The organism is Cryobacterium inferilacus (assembly GCF_019599185.1).
Taxonomy (GTDB): Bacteria; Actinomycetota; Actinomycetes; order Actinomycetales; family Microbacteriaceae; genus Cryobacterium; species Cryobacterium inferilacus.
This window is the reverse complement of the sequence record NZ_JAIEUL010000005.1, coordinates 81653-97989: the sequence shown is the minus strand read 5'-3', so window position 1 is coordinate 97989 and position 16337 is coordinate 81653. Positions and strand designations below refer to the sequence as shown.

18 protein-coding genes are annotated in these 16337 nt (G+C 68.8%); 11 read left to right on the top strand and 7 right to left on the bottom strand.

Translation table 11 applies throughout. The annotated features are described in order from the left end of the window. The first annotated feature begins 130 nt into the window (after window positions 1-130). From K2F54_RS06555 to ilvA, 6 genes are read left to right on the top strand one after another with little or no spacing between them, the layout of a single operon-like run. Entirely contained in the window at window positions 131-1270 is a 1140-nt protein-coding gene (locus K2F54_RS06555; RefSeq protein WP_220605052.1) for an ABC transporter substrate-binding protein, read from the top strand. Beyond that, complete coding sequence (locus K2F54_RS06550; protein ID WP_220605157.1) at window positions 1260-2120, top strand: ABC transporter permease; 861 nt, start codon at window positions 1260-1262, stop codon at window positions 2118-2120. Before K2F54_RS06555 ends, K2F54_RS06550 begins: the two co-directional genes overlap by 11 nt. Next, entirely contained in the window at window positions 2117-2965 is an 849-nt protein-coding gene (locus tag K2F54_RS06545; protein WP_220605051.1) for an ABC transporter permease, read from the top strand. The genes K2F54_RS06550 and K2F54_RS06545 overlap by 4 nt, the downstream gene beginning before the upstream one ends. Further along, entirely contained in the window at window positions 2962-4074 is a 1113-nt protein-coding gene (locus tag K2F54_RS06540) for an ABC transporter ATP-binding protein (protein ID WP_220605050.1), read from the top strand. The genes K2F54_RS06545 and K2F54_RS06540 overlap by 4 nt, the downstream gene beginning before the upstream one ends. Window positions 4075-4083: 9 nt before the next feature. After that, window positions 4084-5373: an AI-2E family transporter gene (locus K2F54_RS06535; protein WP_308287547.1), complete on the top strand. Its 1290-nt coding sequence runs from the start codon at window positions 4084-4086 to the stop codon at window positions 5371-5373. Then, complete coding sequence (gene ilvA / locus K2F54_RS06530; protein WP_220605049.1) at window positions 5370-6611, top strand: threonine ammonia-lyase; 1242 nt, start codon at window positions 5370-5372, stop codon at window positions 6609-6611. Before K2F54_RS06535 ends, ilvA begins: the two co-directional genes overlap by 4 nt. 17 nt (window positions 6612-6628) lie before the next feature. Here the strand turns inward: ilvA and greA are convergent, their stop codons facing one another. Then, entirely contained in the window at window positions 6629-7117 is a 489-nt protein-coding gene (greA, locus tag K2F54_RS06525; protein WP_220605048.1) for a transcription elongation factor GreA, read from the bottom strand. A 154-nt stretch (window positions 7118-7271) separates the two neighbouring features. Next, on the bottom strand, window positions 7272-7673 hold the full coding sequence (locus tag K2F54_RS06520; protein WP_220605047.1) for a DUF4307 domain-containing protein: 402 nt from the start codon (window positions 7671-7673) through the stop codon (window positions 7272-7274). A 70-nt stretch (window positions 7674-7743) separates the two neighbouring features. Here K2F54_RS06520 and mca point away from each other — a divergent pair, with 70 nt between their 5' ends. Together mca and K2F54_RS06510 are read left to right on the top strand one after the other, a co-directional pair. After that, a complete protein-coding gene (gene mca, locus K2F54_RS06515; protein ID WP_220605046.1) occupies window positions 7744-8613 on the top strand; it encodes a mycothiol conjugate amidase Mca in 870 nt (289 codons plus the stop codon). After that, a complete protein-coding gene (locus K2F54_RS06510) occupies window positions 8610-8888 on the top strand; it encodes a hypothetical protein (RefSeq protein WP_220605045.1) in 279 nt (92 codons plus the stop codon). The genes mca and K2F54_RS06510 overlap by 4 nt, the downstream gene beginning before the upstream one ends. A gap of 4 nt (window positions 8889-8892) precedes the next feature. Here the strand turns inward: K2F54_RS06510 and trhA are convergent, their stop codons facing one another. Continuing rightward, on the bottom strand, window positions 8893-9657 hold the full coding sequence (gene trhA, locus K2F54_RS06505) for a PAQR family membrane homeostasis protein TrhA (protein ID WP_220605044.1): 765 nt from the start codon (window positions 9655-9657) through the stop codon (window positions 8893-8895). A gap of 76 nt (window positions 9658-9733) precedes the next feature. Here trhA and K2F54_RS06500 point away from each other — a divergent pair, with 76 nt between their 5' ends. The 3 genes from K2F54_RS06500 to phoH2 all read left to right on the top strand — a co-directional run bounded on the left by K2F54_RS06500 (window position 9734) and on the right by phoH2 (window position 13192). Beyond that, window positions 9734-10513 carry an isoprenyl transferase gene (locus tag K2F54_RS06500; RefSeq protein ID WP_220605043.1) on the top strand — a complete coding sequence of 260 codons (780 nt, stop codon included), beginning with the start codon at window positions 9734-9736 and terminating at the stop codon, window positions 10511-10513. Continuing rightward, complete coding sequence (locus K2F54_RS06495) at window positions 10510-11637, top strand: aminotransferase class V-fold PLP-dependent enzyme (protein WP_220605042.1); 1128 nt, start codon at window positions 10510-10512, stop codon at window positions 11635-11637. The genes K2F54_RS06500 and K2F54_RS06495 overlap by 4 nt, the downstream gene beginning before the upstream one ends. 247 nt (window positions 11638-11884) lie before the next feature. Next, the gene (phoH2, locus tag K2F54_RS06490; RefSeq protein WP_220605155.1) at window positions 11885-13192 is read left to right on the top strand and encodes an RNA 5'-3' helicase PhoH2; all 1308 of its coding nucleotides are present in this window, start codon (window positions 11885-11887) and stop codon (window positions 13190-13192) included. Window positions 13193-13294: 102 nt separating this feature from the next. Here phoH2 and K2F54_RS06485 read toward each other — a convergent pair whose 3' ends face one another. From K2F54_RS06485 to K2F54_RS06470, 4 genes are read right to left on the bottom strand one after another with little or no spacing between them, the layout of a single operon-like run. Next, window positions 13295-14722, bottom strand: a complete 1428-nt coding sequence (locus tag K2F54_RS06485) for a class II fumarate hydratase (protein ID WP_220605041.1) — start codon at window positions 14720-14722, stop codon at window positions 13295-13297. 56 nt (window positions 14723-14778) lie between these two features. Further along, window positions 14779-15417 (bottom strand): carbonic anhydrase, encoded by a 639-nt coding sequence (locus K2F54_RS06480; protein WP_220605040.1) that lies wholly within the window; start codon window positions 15415-15417, stop codon window positions 14779-14781. After that, window positions 15414-16106 (bottom strand): DUF4245 domain-containing protein, encoded by a 693-nt coding sequence (locus K2F54_RS06475; protein WP_220605039.1) that lies wholly within the window; start codon window positions 16104-16106, stop codon window positions 15414-15416. The genes K2F54_RS06480 and K2F54_RS06475 overlap by 4 nt, the downstream gene beginning before the upstream one ends. Beyond that, complete coding sequence (locus tag K2F54_RS06470) at window positions 16103-16330, bottom strand: exodeoxyribonuclease VII small subunit (protein ID WP_374107271.1); 228 nt, start codon at window positions 16328-16330, stop codon at window positions 16103-16105. Before K2F54_RS06470 ends, K2F54_RS06475 begins: the two co-directional genes overlap by 4 nt. Between the last annotated feature and the right edge of the window lie 7 nt (window positions 16331-16337).

Sequence of the window (16337 nt, the reverse complement as noted above, 5' to 3'; positions counted from 1 at the left end):
CCTACCGGCGGCGGCCGACACTGACCGTTCACACGCCGTTCAGGGCTCGGGCAGACCGGCGCCACCCACCGCTTCTAGTCTCGCAGCGACCGGCAACCCGGCGGTCGAACTTTCTCACACGGAGGACCCTGTGCTCACCACCCGAACCCTGTCCGCTTCCCTCGCAGCGACGGCCATCGTCGCGCTGACCCTCACCGGATGCGCGAGCGGCGCCGCCGACGCCGCCGGCGCCGACGGGAGCGTCGACGCGGCCACCGCCACCAGCCTGTCCGCCTTCGGCGAGCTGGCCGACCTCGAGGCCGCGGCCATCGAGGAGGGCGCCCTGAACGTCATCGCGCTCCCGAGGGACTGGGCCAATTACGGTGCCGTGCTCGACCTCTTCGCCGAGAAGTACCCCGAGATCACCATCACAGAGGCCGCCCCTGACGGCTCCAGCGCCGAGGAGATCCAGGCCGCCCAGAACCTCGAGGGTCAGGACACCGCCCCGGACGTCTTCGACCTCGGCCTGGCCGTTGCCCTCGAGAACACCGACCAGTTCGCCCCGTACCAGGTCGCCACCTGGTCAGACATCCCGGATGCGCTCAAGGAGGAAAGCGGCCTGTACGTGGGCGATTACGGCGGATACATGGCCGTGGGGTACGACCCCGACGCGGTCCCAGCGCCGGAATCCCTCGACGACCTGCTCGGCGCCGAATACCGGGGCAAGGTCGCCATCAACGGTGACCCGACCCAGGCCGGCGCCGCGTTCGCCGCCGTCGGCATGGCCGCCGTGCAGAACGACGGCTCCGTCGACGACTTCCAGGCGGGCATCGACTTCTTCGCCGACCTCAACGCCGCGGGCAACTTCGTCAAGCTCGACCCCACCCCCGCCACCATCGCGTCCGGTGAGACCCCCGTGGTCTTCGACTGGGACTACCTCAACGTGGGTTACGGCACCCAGCTGGAGGGCGAGCGCAACTGGGAGGTCGTGGTCTTCCCCGGCACCGGCTACGCCGGCTATTACAACCAGGCGATCAACGTGGATGCGCCGAACCCGGCCGCCGCGCGCCTGTGGCAGGAATTCCTCTACAGCGACGAGGCGCAGAACCTGTGGCTCGAGGGCGGCGCCCGCCCGGCCCGTGCCGACGCGTTGGCCGAAGCCGGAACCATCGACACCGACCTGTTCGAGGCCCTGCCGGAGACCCCGGAGACCACCGTGGTGCCCACGGCCGACCAGAGCGAAGCCGCAGCCACGCTGCTCGGCGAGAAGTGGGCAGCGGCTGTCCAGTAGGTACCGTGTACCGGCAGCAGCCTTCGGGCTGCTGCCGTTCGCGGTGTACGTGCTGCTCTTCCTGGCGCTGCCGACCCTGATCGCCGTCGGCACCGGATTTCTCGGCACCGACGGCGGCTTCACCCTCGACACCGTCGCCGCTCTCGGCGACCCGGTGGTGCTGTCGGCGTTCGGCAGTTCGATCTGGTTGTCAGCGCTGACCGCGATCGTGGGCGCCGTGGTGGGCGCCCTGCTCTGTTACGCCCTGCTCGGTGCCCGGCCGGACGGCGCCCTGCGCTCCACGGTCGACTCGATCAGCAGCGTGATCGCCCAGTTCGGTGGTGCCATGTTGGCGTTCGCGTTCACCGCGACCATCGGCATCCAGGGCATGGTCACCCTGTTCCTGCGCAACAGCCTGGGCATCGACATCTTCGCCGGCGGGGTCTGGCTTTACGAGCTGCCCGGCCTGGTGCTGCCGTACATCTACTTTCAGGTGCCGCTTATGGTGATCACGTTCATGCCAGCGCTGGCGTCGCTCAAGGCCACCTGGGCCGAGGCCAACGCCACCCTCGGCGGAAGCACCCGCAGCTACTGGCTGCGAATCGCGGTGCCGATCCTGGCCCCCTCGTTCCTCGGCAGCCTGTTGCTGCTGTTCGCCAACGCGTTCTCGTCGTACGCGACCGCCGCCACACTGATCAGCCAGGGGGCCCAGATCGTGCCGTTGCAGATCCGGTCGGCGCTGACCAGCGAGACCATGCTCGGTCGGGAAAACCTCGCCGGGGCCCTGGCGCTGGGCATGATCCTGGTGATGACCGTCGTGATGATCGGCTACTCGGCCCTGCAGTCCAGGGCCGCGAGGTGGCAGCGATGACCGCCACCGGGCCCGGCCGCACCGCGCGCGTCCTGATCCTCGGCCTCGTCGGCCTGGTCTTCGCGGTGCCGATCCTGGCGATGATCGAGTTCACCCTGCGCCGGGGTCTCGCCGGCGGTTACGACCTGGCCCGCTGGACCGCGCTGTTCCAGGGTGGCCTCACCGGGGAGTACCGCCTCGTGCTCGTGGCCCTGGGAAATTCGGTGGGCCTGGCGGTGGGTACGGTGGCGATCGTTCTGGTGCTGCTGGTGCCGACCATGCTGCTTGTGCACCTCCGGTTCCCCCGGCTGCGCCGGGTGCTCGAGATCATCTGCATCCTGCCGATCTCGATTCCCGCGATCGTGCTCGTGGTCGGTCTGGCGCCGGTGTTCTCCGTCGTGGCCCGACTCGCGGGCAGCGGAGTCTGGTCGCTGGCCCTGGCCTACGGCATCACCGTGCTGCCGTTCGCTTACCGGGCCATCCAGTCCAACCTCGACGGTGTGGACGTGCGCACCCTGAGCGAAGCGGCCCGTACCCTCGGCGCCGGCTGGGGCAGCGTGCTGCTGCGGGTCCTCGTGCCCAACCTGCGCCGCGGCATCCTCGCCGGCTCGTTCATCGCCGTGGCCGTGGTGCTGGGCGAGTTCACCATCGCCTCGCTGCTCGGCCGCACCAACCTGCAGACCGCCCTGGTGGTGGTCGGCAAGAACGACCCGTACGTCGCGGTGATCCTGTCGCTGATCGCCCTGTTCACGGCCTTCCTGCTGCTGCTCGGGATCGGCCGGCTCGGCGCGGCCCGGCCGGGCCGAAAAGCCGGCACCCGCACACCATCCGTCAGCCAGCCGACCTCGACCGGAGCCCCCTCATGAGCCAGACAGCCACGGCCACGCCGCAGACCGGAACCCGCACGGGCACCGTCGTCGAATTCGCCGGCGTGGTCAAACGCTTCGGCAGCCACCTGGCGTTGACCGACTTCGACCTCACCCTGGCCGCGGGCGAGCTCGTCGCCCTGCTCGGCCCCAGCGGCAGCGGCAAGACCACGGCGCTTCGCGTGCTCGCCGGCCTCGAGGACACCGACGACGGTCGCATCCTGATCAACGGTGACGACGTCTCCGGGCTGCCGACCAGTCGGCGCGACATGGGCATGGTGTTCCAGTCCTACTCGCTGTTCCCGCATCTCAGCGCCGGGCAGAACGTCGAGTTCGGGTTGCGGATGCGCCGGGTGTCGGCCGCCGAACGGCGCAGCCGGGCCACGGCGGCGTTGGCCCTCGTGGGTCTGGACGCGCACTACGACCGGTTCGCCCACCAGCTCTCTGGCGGTCAGCAGCAGCGGGTGGCGCTGGCGCGGGCGCTGGTGACCGAGCCCAGGGTGCTGCTGCTGGACGAGCCGCTCTCGGCCCTGGACGCGAAGGTGCGGGTGGCACTGCGCGAACAGATCCGGCGGATCCAGACGGAACTGGGCATCACCACCCTGTTCGTGACCCACGACCAGGACGAGGCCCTGGCCGTCGCCGACCGGGTCGCGGTGATGCGGGACGGCCGGATCGAGCAGGTGGGCACCCCGGAGGAGCTGTACACCCGCCCGGCGACACCCTTCATCGCCGACTTCGTCGGCCTGTCCAACCGGCTGCAGGGCGAGGTGCGGCACGGCTTCGCCGAGGTCTGCGGCATGACCCTGCCGTTGCTCGACCCGTCCCAGGCCGACGGCCCGGTGCGGGTGTTCGTGCGACCGGAGGATCTGGCCTTGGAACCGGCGGGCGACAGCCGGGGGACGGGCGAGTCCGGGGTCCTGGCCGGCACCGTGCTGCTCTCCAGCTTTCTCGGGTCGCTGCGGCGCACGAGCGTGCTGCTGGAGCGCGGTGAGACCGTGGTGGTGCAACACGATGTGCGCCAACGACCGGTGGTAGGGGACCGGGTGGGGGTGCGCTTCGGGGGAGCCCCCGTGCCGGTCCAGGATCTGCGCGTCACGCCGTCCTAGACTGGTTCGGTGAGCAGAGGAACGGGACGATCCGGCTGGTTCGGTAAACGGAAACGCGTCGAGCCTGCGCCGCTGCCCGGCGGCACGACAGCGACGGTTGTTCCGCCGCCGGCGCCGAACGGGGTCGACGAGAACATCCCGTCCGGGCTCCGCCTGGCCGCCGCCTGGTCGTGGCGCCTGATCGTCATCGCCGCCGCCATCGCTGTGGTGCTGTTCCTCATCGTGCAGCTGCGGTTCATCGTCATCCCGCTGCTCGTTGCGGTGCTGGTCTCCGCGCTGCTCGTGCCGTTGGTGGGGGTGCTCACCCGGCACCGGTGGCCCAAGGGCCTCGCCGTGGCGGTGGCGCTGGTGGGCACCCTCACGGTGATCGCCGGGCTGGTCACGCTGGCCGTCACCCAGATCGCCGCGGGGTCAGCGGGGCTGAGCGAGAGGTTCACCGCGTCCTACGAGAGCCTCAAGAGCGCCCTGGCCGCGTCGCCGCTGCAGCTCACCGAATCCGAGATCAGCACCTTCCTCAGCGACGCGGTCGACGCCATCCAGACCGACAGTGAGGTCTTCATCACCGGTGCGCTCTCGGTCGGTTCGTCCCTGGGCCATCTGCTCACCGGGCTGCTGCTGGCGCTGTTCAGCCTGCTGTTCATCCTCATCGACGGCAAGAGCATCTGGAAGTGGATCGTCCGGCTCTTCCCCCGGCGGGCCCGACCCGCCGTCGACGGCGCGGGCATCGCCGGTTGGACGACCCTGGGCAACTTCGCCAAGGTGCAGATCCTGGTCGCGTCGATCGACGCCATCGGCATCGGCGCGGGTGCAGCGATCCTCGGCGTTCCGATGGCCGTGCCGATCGGCATCCTGGTCTTCCTCGGCTCTTTCATCCCCATCGTCGGCGCCGTGGCGACGGGCGCGGTGGCCGTGGTGATCGCGCTGATCTTCAACGACTGGTTCGTGGCCCTTCTGATGCTGGGGGTGGTGCTGCTGGTACAGCAGATCGAGGGCCACGTGCTGCAGCCGCTGATCATGGGCACGGCCGTGAAGGTGCACCCGCTCGGCGTCGTTCTCGTCGTCGCCGCGGGAGTGATCCTCGCCGGTATCCCCGGGGCGTTGTTCGCCGTGCCCGTCGCCGCAGTCCTGAACGTTATGATCAGCTACATCCACAGCGGCGTCTGGCGCTCCGATGTACCCCCACTGGCCACCCCGGTCGGATCGGTGCTGTGGCAAATCGTTCCCCAGCGACCAGGTTTTCGGCAGCCGCGCCCCCTCGACGCCACCATTGCCACTCCAGCACGAGAGACCCGTTCATGACCGACACCCCCACAGTCCTCGCCGGCCCCACCCTGGCCGACTTCGAAGCGGCCCGCGCCGTTGTCGCGCGGGTGGCCGATCTCACCCCGATGGAGAGCTCCCGCTACCTGTCCACCATCCTGGGCGCCCCGGTGTTCCTCAAGTGCGAGAACCTCCAGCGCACCGGGTCGTACAAGATCCGCGGGGCGTACAACCGGCTCTCCAAGCTCACCGACGAGGAGAAGGCGCGCGGTGTCGTGGCCGCGTCGGCCGGCAACCACGCCCAGGGGGTCGCCTTCGCCGCCCGCGAACTGGGCATCCAGGCCACGATCTTCATGCCCGTGGGCGTGGCCCTGCCCAAGCTGCAGGCCACCCGCGACTACGGCGCCCAGGTGATCCTGCGCGGCCACACCGTGGCCGAACCATTGCTGGCCGCGGCGGAGTACGCCCGAGAGACCGGCGCCATCCTGATCCCGCCGTTCGACCACCCGGATGTCGTCGCCGGCGCCGGCACCCTCGGGCTGGAGATCCTCGACCAGGTGCCGGATCTCGACACCGTGATCGTGCCCATCGGCGGCGGCGGCCTCACCGCCGGCATGGCCAGTGTGCTCAAGCAGTACGCCGCCAGACACGGCCGCGAGATCCGCGTCATCGGCGTTCAGTCGGAGAACGCGGCGGCCTACCCGCCCTCGCTCCTGGCCGGGGAAGCCCTCGCCATCGACATCACCCCCACCATGGCCGACGGCATCGCCGTGGCCAAACCGGGGCTGCTCAACTTCGCGATCATCCGTGACGCCGTCGACGAGATCGTCACGGTCACCGAGGACGACATGGCCAGGGCCCTGCTGGTGCTGCTGGAGCGGGCGAAGCTGGTCGTCGAGCCCGCCGGTGCGGTCTCGGTGGCGGCCATCCTGGCCGGCAAGATCCGCCCGACCGGCAACACCGTGGCCATGCTCTCCGGCGGCAACATCGACCCGATGCTCATGCAGCGCGTGATCAGCCACGGCTTGAGCGCCTCCGGCCGGTACCTGAACCTGCGCATCATGCTGCCCGACCGCCCGGGCCAGCTGGCCCGGATCTCCGAGCTTCTGGCCGAGGCGGCCGCGAACGTCATGGAGGTGTTGCACACCCGACACGGCGTCGGCCTGCAGATCAGCGAGGTCGAACTCGATATCAGCGTGGAGACCCGCGGTCCTGAGCACCGCCAGCACGTCGTGGAGATCCTGCGCGCGGCCGGCTACGACCCGCGCACCGACTAGAACGCCGGCGAGCGGGGTTAGCCCGTGAAGGTCTCGACCAGGTGGATCTCCACCTGGATCTGCTTGCCGTTGGGGGTCTCGTAGCTCGTCTTCGCGCCGACCTTCAGACCGATGATGGCCTCGCCCAGCGGGCTCTTCTCGCTGTACACATCGAGGTCGCTGTCTCCGGCGATCTCGCGGCTGCCGATCAGGAAGCGCGTCTCGTCGCCCGCGATGGTGGCGGTGATGATGGTGCCCGGCTCGACTACACCCTTGCTCTCGGGGGCGTGGCCCACCTCTGCGGTGCGCAGCAGAAGCGTCAGGGTGCGGATGCGGGCCTCCATCTTGCCCTGCTCCTCCTTGGCGGCGTGGTAACCGGCATTCTCCTTGAGGTCACCCTCGGAGCGGGCCGATTCGATCTTGTTGGCGATATCGATCCGAGCCACGGTGCTGAGAGTGTCCAACTCCGCAGCGAGGCGGTCGTAGGCCTCCTGGGTCAGCCAGGTGACCGAAGTTTCGGTAGTCATGGTTCTCTCCTTCTCGTGCTGATCGGTGATACGCCGGCAGATGGTGCGCCGATGGTGCCGCAGGGAGCGGCCGTTCGTCGCTGAGACGGCCTGAGGCCGGATGCAGCTGAGATACAACTGACGCCCCGACGACTGCCAGGGCGAATACATCAGTCTAGGTCAACCAACAGCGGTAAATCAATCCGGTGTTGCTCAGCTCAGTGGTGTGCACAACCTCGGTCAGCGAGCGGGTGTAGAGCTCGCTCGGGGGCAGGTCGATGACTTTCCAGCCCACCACGGTGAAGGTCTCGTTGAGCGCCTGCACGGCACAGCTGGACGCCGTGCCCGTCGGTAGGGACACCTCGAAGGTGACGCTGATGCTGTTGTCGTCGATGATCTGGTGCCGGGTGTCGCGCGCTTCGATCGACGGGCCGGCGCCGTCAAGGCCCGCCCAGACCACCCAGCCGGTGAGCACGACGGCGAAGACGCCGGCGACGATCCAGCGCAGCCGGCGGTCGCGCCGGGTGCTGCTGGGGGTTCGCCCATAGCGATCGTCGAGGTTGCTGCTCTCGGGCACTGAAGACTCCGCACTTTTCGGTTCTAGTTTAGGCTTGACCCAAGGTTAGCTGGCATTTCTGAGGAGTTTCATGACGCTGCGGCTCTTGGCAGTGCACGCCCATCCCGACGACGAGTCGAGCAAGGGCGCGGCAACATACGCGTACTACCGGAGCATCGGTGCCGAGGTCATGATCGTCAGTTGCACGGGCGGCGAACGCGGCAGCATCCTCAACGAGGAGGTCGAGAACGTGCCCATGGCCCACCGCGACCTCAGCGGCCTTCGCCGCCTCGAGATGAAGGCGGCGCAGCAGGCGCTCGGCGTGCAACACCGCTGGTTGGGCTACCAGGATTCCGGCATGCAGGACGACGGCGGGGTACCGAAGAACTCCTTCGCCGACGTTCCGCTGGAATACTCGGCCGAACCCCTGGTTCGCATCATCCGGGAGTTCCGGCCGCAGGTTCTGATCACCTACGACGAGAACGGCGGGTACCCGCACCCCGACCACATCCGGTGCCACCAGGTGTCCGTCGAGGCGTTCGCCGCCGCGGCCGACGCCGAGCGCTACCCGGATGCCGGCCCGGTCTGGCAGATCGACAAGCTGTACTACGACCGCATCTTCAATCTCGAACGCATGGACGCGATGTACCTCGAGCTCAGCGTCACCGAGCCGGACTCCGATCTGCTCGAACCCCTCGCCACCGCCAGGGAGCGGATGAGCGAATACCCCAAGCTCGCCACCACGCACGTGCCGATCGGTGACTTCCTCGACGTGCGCGATGAGGCCCTCAAGTCCCACGCCAGCCAGGTCTCACCCACGAGCAGTTTCTTCTTCTGGCCCAATGACATGGTGCGGAAGGCCTGGCCCTACGAGGACTTCCAGCTCGTCGAATCGAAAGTTGACAGTGACATGCCCGAATCCGATCTCTTCTCCGGTGTCATCGACGAGGCCAGCGCATGAGCGTGCTGGTCGACGCCGTGCTGCTGAACCCCACGGTCGGGTACATCCTGTCCAACACCCCACCGCCGGAGTTCGACCCGGACACCGTGACCCCCGGCCCCTGGGGCTTCTTCGCGATCTTCTTCGTCGCCGCGGTCACCCTGCTGCTGGGGATGGACCTGGCCAGGCGCATCCGCCGCACCAACTACCGGGCCGAGATGCAGGAACGGTTGCAGGCCGAGGTCGCCGAGCGCGACGCGCTGGCGGCTCAGAAGAACGACCCGCCCCAGGAGTAGCTCCTTAGGGGTAGAGCGGGTTGGTCGCGATGATCAGGATCGCGACCCAGTGGCAGAGGAACGCCACGACGGTCAGCGCGTGGAAGATCTCGTGGAAGCCGAACACGCCTGGGATCGGGTTGGGCCGCTTCAGCCCGTAGACAACGGCGCCGACCGAGTAGCAGAGCCCGCCGACCATGATCAGGGTCATCATCAGGGCGTCGGCCTGGAAGAAGTCGACGATGAACATCAGGGCGCCCCAGCCGAGGGCCAGGTAGAGCGGCACGTACAGCCAGCGTGGCGCGTTGATCCAGAACACCCGGAAGGCGATGCCGAGGATGGCCCCGCCCCAGACCAGGCTGAGCAGCAGTACGGCCTTCTCCGGTGGCAGCGCCAGGACCGTGATCGGGGTGTATGAGCCCGCGATCAGCAGGAAGATGTTCGCGTGGTCGATCCGCTTGAGCAGCATCCGGGTGCGCGGCTGCCAGTTGAACCGGTGGTACAGCGCGGAGTTGCCGAACAGGAGCATGGAACTGGCCACGAACACCGCCGAACTCCACCTGGCGGCCGGGCCGTCGGCGGCGAGGAGCAGGATGATGCCGGCGACGATCGTGATCGGGAAGGTGCCGGCGTGGATCCAGCCGCGCCAGGTCGGCTTCTCTGCCACCGGATGTTCGATCTCGTCGTCGAGCAGGGGGAGGTTCGGGATGTCGTCCGCCGGGGCAGCGCTGTTCGGGGCAGTGCTGTCCGGGGCGGTGCTGTCAGGGGCAGTGCTGTCAGGAAGCGCCATGCTGACAGGATACGGCAGCCCCGCGGGCGGTGCGGCGCGAACGCGGGCCGGATTGGGCTAGCGTAACTGTGTGCAGATGCGGCAACTGACCCTCGGACGCGGACTCCTCTATCGGGTCTACCAGCGTCGGCTGCGCCGCGGGCTGACCGCAGCCGTCCTCCCTCGGCACGTGGCCATGATCATCGACGGCAACCGCCGCTGGGCCAGGCAGCTCGGCTACGATTCCGCCGCACACGGCCACCGCGCTGGGGCCGCGAAGATGCGCGAGTTCCTGGAGTGGTGCGACGACCTGGGCATCTCGGTGGTCACCCTCTACCTGCTCTCCGCCGACAACCTCACCCAGCGGCCCAGCGAGGAACTCAGCGCCCTGTTCGAGATCATCGCCGACCTCGCGGAGGACCTCTCCCACTACCGCGACTGGCGGGTGCAGCAGGTCGGCTCGAAGGAGTGCCTCCCCGGCCCCCTCGAGGGTGCCCTGGGTGCCGCCCAGGAGCGCACGGCGGGCAAGACCGGGCTGCACGTGAATCTCGCCGTCGGCTACGGCGGCCGCACCGAGATCACCGACGCCATGCGCAGCATCGTCTCCACCCACCACGCCCACGGCGGCTCCCTGGAGGACCTCGCCGAAACGCTCACGCCAGAGCTGATCGGACAGCACCTGTACACCGGCGGCCAGCCGGACCCCGACCTCGTGATTCGCACCTCGGGGGAGCAGCGTCTCAGCGACTTCATGCTCTGGCAGAGCGCGCACAGCGAGTTCTACTTCGTCGAGGCCCTCGGACCCGACCTCCGTCAGGTCGACTTCCTGCGCGCACTGCGTGACTACGCCAAGCGGCACCGCCGGTTCGGCGGATGAGACCTGCCGCTCCCTGGGACGCCTACCTGAACGGTTTCACCGAAGATCCCGGCTACCTCGACTACGGCCGGATCGGCCCGCTCTCCCTGGCCGTCGCCGCCGAAGCGCTCGGTCAGACCGACGTGCTCACCAGAGCCAGGTTCGGCAGCCTCGACCACTTCGGCGAACACGACCCGCGGATGCGCCGCGCCGTCGCCGCCGTGACCGGTTTCCGCGACGACCAGGTGGTCGCGCAGCCGAACACCAGCATGGGCCTGATGCACGCCATGTTCGGCCTCACCGGCGACGTGCTGCTCTCGCCGGCCGACTTCCCCAGTGTGCCGTTCGCGGCCGCTCGCGCTGCGGAGGCCCTGCACGTCGCCGTTCCGCTCTGGCTGGACTCCTCCGGCACTTCTGACACCGCGGGGCAGGTCACGCCGGGCCAGGTGCGCGACCAGCTCACCGACTCGACCGTGGCAGTGGCCGTCAGTCTGGTCGACTCCCGCACCGGGTTCAGGGTCGACCTGGACGGCATCCGTCAGGTCATCGGCGACCGACTGCTCATCGTCGACGCGATCCAGGGTTTCGGCGTTGTCGACGCCGCGTACGGCGCGGCCGATGTCATCGCCTCCGGCGGCCAGAAATGGGCCAGGTCGGGCTGGGGCACCGGGTTCCTCGCCCTGAGCGACCGCGCCGTGGACCGGCTCACCCCGGTGATGAGCGGCTTCACGGGCACCGGCCAGACCGAACCGTGGGACGACGTGCCGCCGCCGGTGCGCGCGGCGTCCGCCTTCGCGGTATCCAACGGCGACGGCCTGGCGCAGGCCAGGTTCGCCGCCGGGCTCGAGGAGATCGCCACCGTGGGCGTGGCCGCGATCGAGGCGGCCGTCGCCGCCAATGCCGACCGGTTGATCGACCTGGCCGATGAGTTCGGCATCCCGGTGCGCTCGCCCAGGGACGCCCGCGAACGCGCGGGCCTGGTGGTGCTCGAGCCGGCCGCCGAGCGCCTCACGGCGTTGGGTGCTGCCCTGCACAACCACGGCGTCACCGCCACCAGCCGGGGCGGCACCGTGCGGCTGAGCACGCATGCCCGGCTGAGCGAGGAGACCGTGGACATGCTGCGCGCCGCCTTCGCCGCCTACTGACCCGCCGCTGCCTGTGGCCCGAGCGCCAACGTTAACGTCTCGTGACGTTGGGCGTGTCGCTTTTCCAATTCCCAGCCTGTCGACGTACCTTCGACTCATCAGGTACGGCACCTGATCGAGACGGCCACATAAGTACGGCTCGAGAAAACAGCGTGTGGTCGCTCGCCAACAGATCCGCATCCTCGGGTGCGGGGTGGGAGTGGTTGTGACCGCTAATCGAACCGACTACCTGAACGACGAACGCCAGATGTCAGGGGTCGACCAAACCGAGCGAACCTTCGTGCTTGACACCTCGGTTCTCCTCTCCGATCCGAAGGCGATCTTCCGTTTCGCCGAGCACTCAGTGGTTCTCCCCGTGGTGGTGATCACCGAACTCGAGTCCAAGCGCAACGATCCGGAGATCGGCTATTTCGCCCGGCAGGCGCTGCGTTACCTCGACGAACTGCGGGTGACACACGAGAGGCTCGACTTCGCCATCCCGGTGGGGGAGGGCGGCAGCCTGCGGGTCGAGTTGAACCACTCGAACATGTCGGTGCTGCCCTCCGGCCTGCAGCTGGGCGACAACGACTCGCGCATCCTGGCGGTGGCGATGAACCTGGCCAACGACGGCCTCGCGGTCACCGTGGTCTCCAAGGACCTGCCGTTGCGGGTGAAGGCGGCGTCGATCGGCCTGGCCGCCGACGAATACCGGCACGAACTGGCGGTGGACTCCGGCTGGACCGGCATGGACGAGATCACCCTGAGTGCCGAGCAGGTGAACGACCTCTACGACAAGGAGTCCCTGCAGACCCGGCTGGTGCAGGACATGCCGGTCAACACGGGCCTGGTGATCCACTCCGACCGCGGCTCGGCACTGGGTCGGGTCACCGGCAGAGGCGAGCTGCGGCTGGTGCGCGGCGACCGGGACCTGTTCGGCCTGCACGGGCGTTCGGCCGAGCAGCGCCTGGCCATCGACCTCCTCCTCGACCCGGAAATCGGCATCCTGTCGTTGGGAGGTCGAGCGGGGACGGGGAAGTCGGCGCTCGCCCTCTGCGCGGGACTGGAGGCCGTGCTCGAGCGTCAGCAGCACCGCAAGATCATGGTGTTCCGCCCGCTCTACGCCGTCGGCGGCCAGGAGCTCGGGTACCTGCCAGGCGACGCGCAGGAAAAGATGGGGCCGTGGGGGCAGGCGGTGTTCGACACCCTCGGAGCGCTGGTGAGCGAGAACGTTCTCGAAGAGGTGGTCGAACGCGGCATCCTCGAGGTGCTGCCGCTCACCCACATCCGTGGGCGCAGTCTGCACGACGCCTTCGTGATCGTCGATGAGGCGCAGTCGCTGGAGCGGAACGTGCTGCTCACGGTACTCAGCCGGATCGGGCAGAACTCCCGGGTGGTGCTCACCCACGACGTCGCCCAGCGCGACAACCTGCGGGTGGGCCGCTTCGACGGGGTCGCGAGCGTGATCGAAACGCTCAAGGGGCATCCGCTGTTCGCGCACATGACCCTCACCCGCTCGGAGCGGAGTGCGATCGCCGCCCTGGTCACCGAGATGCTGGAGGGCAACGAGCTGGCCTGACGACCCCGTTGGTCGAGCTTGAGCTTCGCTGGTCGAGCTTGTCGAGACCTAGAGACCCGGTAACCAGGTCTCGACAGGCTCGACCAGCGACTACGCCAGCGACTACGCCTGCGGCGGCCGGGTCATGCTCAGCACGTCGAGGGCGGTGTCGAGCTGCTCGAGGGTGACCTCGCCGCGCTCGACGAAGCCGAGGTCGATGACGGCCTCGCGCACGGTAAGGCCCTGGGCCACGGAGTGCTTGGCGACCTTGGCCGCTGCCTCGTAGCCGATCACCCGGTTGAGCGGGGTGACGATCGACGGCGACGACTCGGCCAGGGCGCGGGCACGGTCGAGGTTGGCCTCGAGGCCGTCGACGGTCTTGTCGGCCAACACACGGGCACCGTTGGTGAGCAACCGGATCGACTCGAGCAGGGCGGTGCCCATCACCGGGATGGCCACGTTGAGCTCGAACGCGCCGGAGGCGCCGGACCAGGCGATGGTGGCGTCGTTGCCGATCACCCGGGAGCAGACCATGAGCACGGCCTCGGGGATGACGGGGTTGACCTTGCCGGGCATGATCGACGAGCCGGGCTGCAGGTCGGGGATGCTGAGCTCACCGATGCCGGTGTTGGGCCCAGAGCCCATCCAGCGCAGGTCGTTGCAGATCTTGGTGAGGCCGACGGCGATGGTGCGGAGGGCGCCGGAGGCGTCGACGAGGCCGTCCCGGTTGGCCTGCGCTTCGAAGTGGTCGACGGCCTCGGTGATGGGCAGTTCGGTCTCGTCGCAGAGCAGCTCGATGACCAGCTGCGGGAACCCGGCGGGAGTGTTGATGCCGGTGCCGACGGCGGTGCCGCCGAGCGGCACCTCTGACACCCGGGGGAGCGCGGTGCGCACCCGCTCGATGCCGAGGCGCATCTGGCGGGCGTAGCCGCCGAACTCCTGGCCGAGGGTGACCGGTGTGGCATCCATCAGGTGGGTGCGGCCGGCCTTGACGGCGGTCGCCCACAGTTCGGCCTTGGTCTCGAATGCCACAGCGAGGTGGTCGAGGGCCGGGATGAGGTCGTCGATGAGCGCGCTGGTGACGGCGATGTGCACCGAGGTGGGGAAGACGTCGTTGGAGGACTGCGAGGCGTTGACGTGGTCGTTGGGGTGCACGGGGCTGCCCAGGCGCCGGGTGGCGAGGGTGGCGAGCACCTCGTTCATGTTCATGTTCGACGACGTGCCGCTGCCGGTCTGGTAGACGTCGACCGGGAACTCGGAGTCGTGCCGGCCCGTGATGACCTCGTCGGCGGCGGCGGCGATGGCGTCGGCGATGGTGGCGTCCAGCACGCCCAGTCGGGCGTTGGCCAGGGCGGCGGACTTCTTGATCCGGGCCAGCGCCGCGATCTGCGCGGACTCGAGCACGGAGCCGGAGATGGGGAAGTTCTCGACGGCCCGCTGGGTCTGTGCGCCGTAGAGCGCGTTCGCGGGAACCCGGACCTCGCCCATGGTGTCGTGTTCGATCCGGAAGTCTGTGTTGGTCGAGCCTGTGTCAGTTGAAATGTCCACCACGGTGTGTCATACCTTTCGATTCTGTGAGCAGTTGTCGGCGGGAGGCGAGTGAGCGCCTACACGACGCCGACGACGATGTCTGGATCGGCGCGGCCCTCGAGGAGTCGGTAGTTCGCGCCGACGATAGCCAATGTACCTTCTGCGATGGCGTCGCTGATCATCTCGGAGCGCTGCACGAGCTCAGCGACGGTGTCGCGCAGGTGTTCCCGCCCCACCGCGGATGCGTCCACCAGGTCAGGGTCGAGCGGCTCGGTCGTCGGGCCGCCGACCCGTCGCACGGCCGGCACGATCTTCTCGATGATGCCGTTGATGTGCGGGGGCAGGGGAAGAGCATCCGGCGCCTGCGAGTCGATGGCGGCCTGCACGGCGCCGCAGCGGTCATGGCCGAGCACCAGAATGAGCTTCACCTTGAGCACCGCGACGGCGTACTCGAGGGAGCCGAGCACGGAGTCGGAGATGACCTGGCCGGCGTTGCGCACCACGAACAGGTCGCCGAGGCCCTTGTCGAAGATGATCTCGGCGGCGAGCCTGGAGTCACTGCAGCCGAACAGGGCGGCCGAGGGGGTCTGCACGAACGCCGTCTCGGCACGACGGTCGACGTCCTGACGCGGATGCTGGGGTTCCCCGGCCACAAACCGCTCGTTGCCGCTGGCGAGTTCGCTCCAGACCTGGGCGGGGGTGGGGCTGTCCGTCATGGGGTGGATCCATCCTGTTCGGTGCTGGACTGGTCGGTACTGGTCGATTCGGTGCTGATCTGCTCGGCGAGGGCGCCCGCGAGGACGGCGAATTCCTCGTCCGGCGCCGTGCCGATGAGCAGGTAGCTGCTGTCACCGGCCTCGGTGACGAGGGCGGCGTCGAAGTTGCCGCGCTCATCTGCCGGTGCCGGATTACGGTACACGTCCCACTCGACACCCTCGATGGTGATGGTGTCGGCCGCGGTCACATCGTCCAATTGTTCGGAGATCCAGGTGGGATTCGCGTCGACCGCCTGGGTGAGGCCGATGAACTCGTCCTCTGGGGTGAGCAGGCCGATGTACCAGCTGGACACGCCATCGCCGCCGCCCGCACGCCACTCGGCGACGTTCGCGCCCCAGCCGTCCGGCAGGATCGGGGCGGCCAGGGGAACGTCGATACCGGGCTGGGCCTGTTCGGCGACGGCGTTGAAGTCGACCAGGCGGGTGAGCGGGGTGTCGCTGCGGGGCACGAGGAGCACGAGCACGATGGCGGCGCCCAGGGTCGCCAGCAGCGAGAAGACCAGGTTGTTGATGGTCTTGCGGGAGCGGTAGTTGCGCGAGTTGGTGGCCAGACGGGTGGCGCGCTCGTCGGCGGTCTCCGGTCGGCCGAGCTCCGCGACGACCCGCAGGGGCCGAGGCTGCCGGCTCATTCCGCGGTGGCCGCGCCGCGGGCAGCGTCCAGGCGCGCCTTCGCGCCGATCAGCCATTCCTCGCAGCGGGTGGCGAGGGCCTCGCCGCGTTCCCAGAGCGCCAGGGACTCTTCGAGAGTGGATGCGCCCTGTTCGAGCACCGAGACGACGCGGATCAGTTCATCCCTGGCCTGCTCGTAGCTGAGGTCGTCGACCGGAGAGGGGGTGGTGGCGGGCGAAGTCATGTGGTCC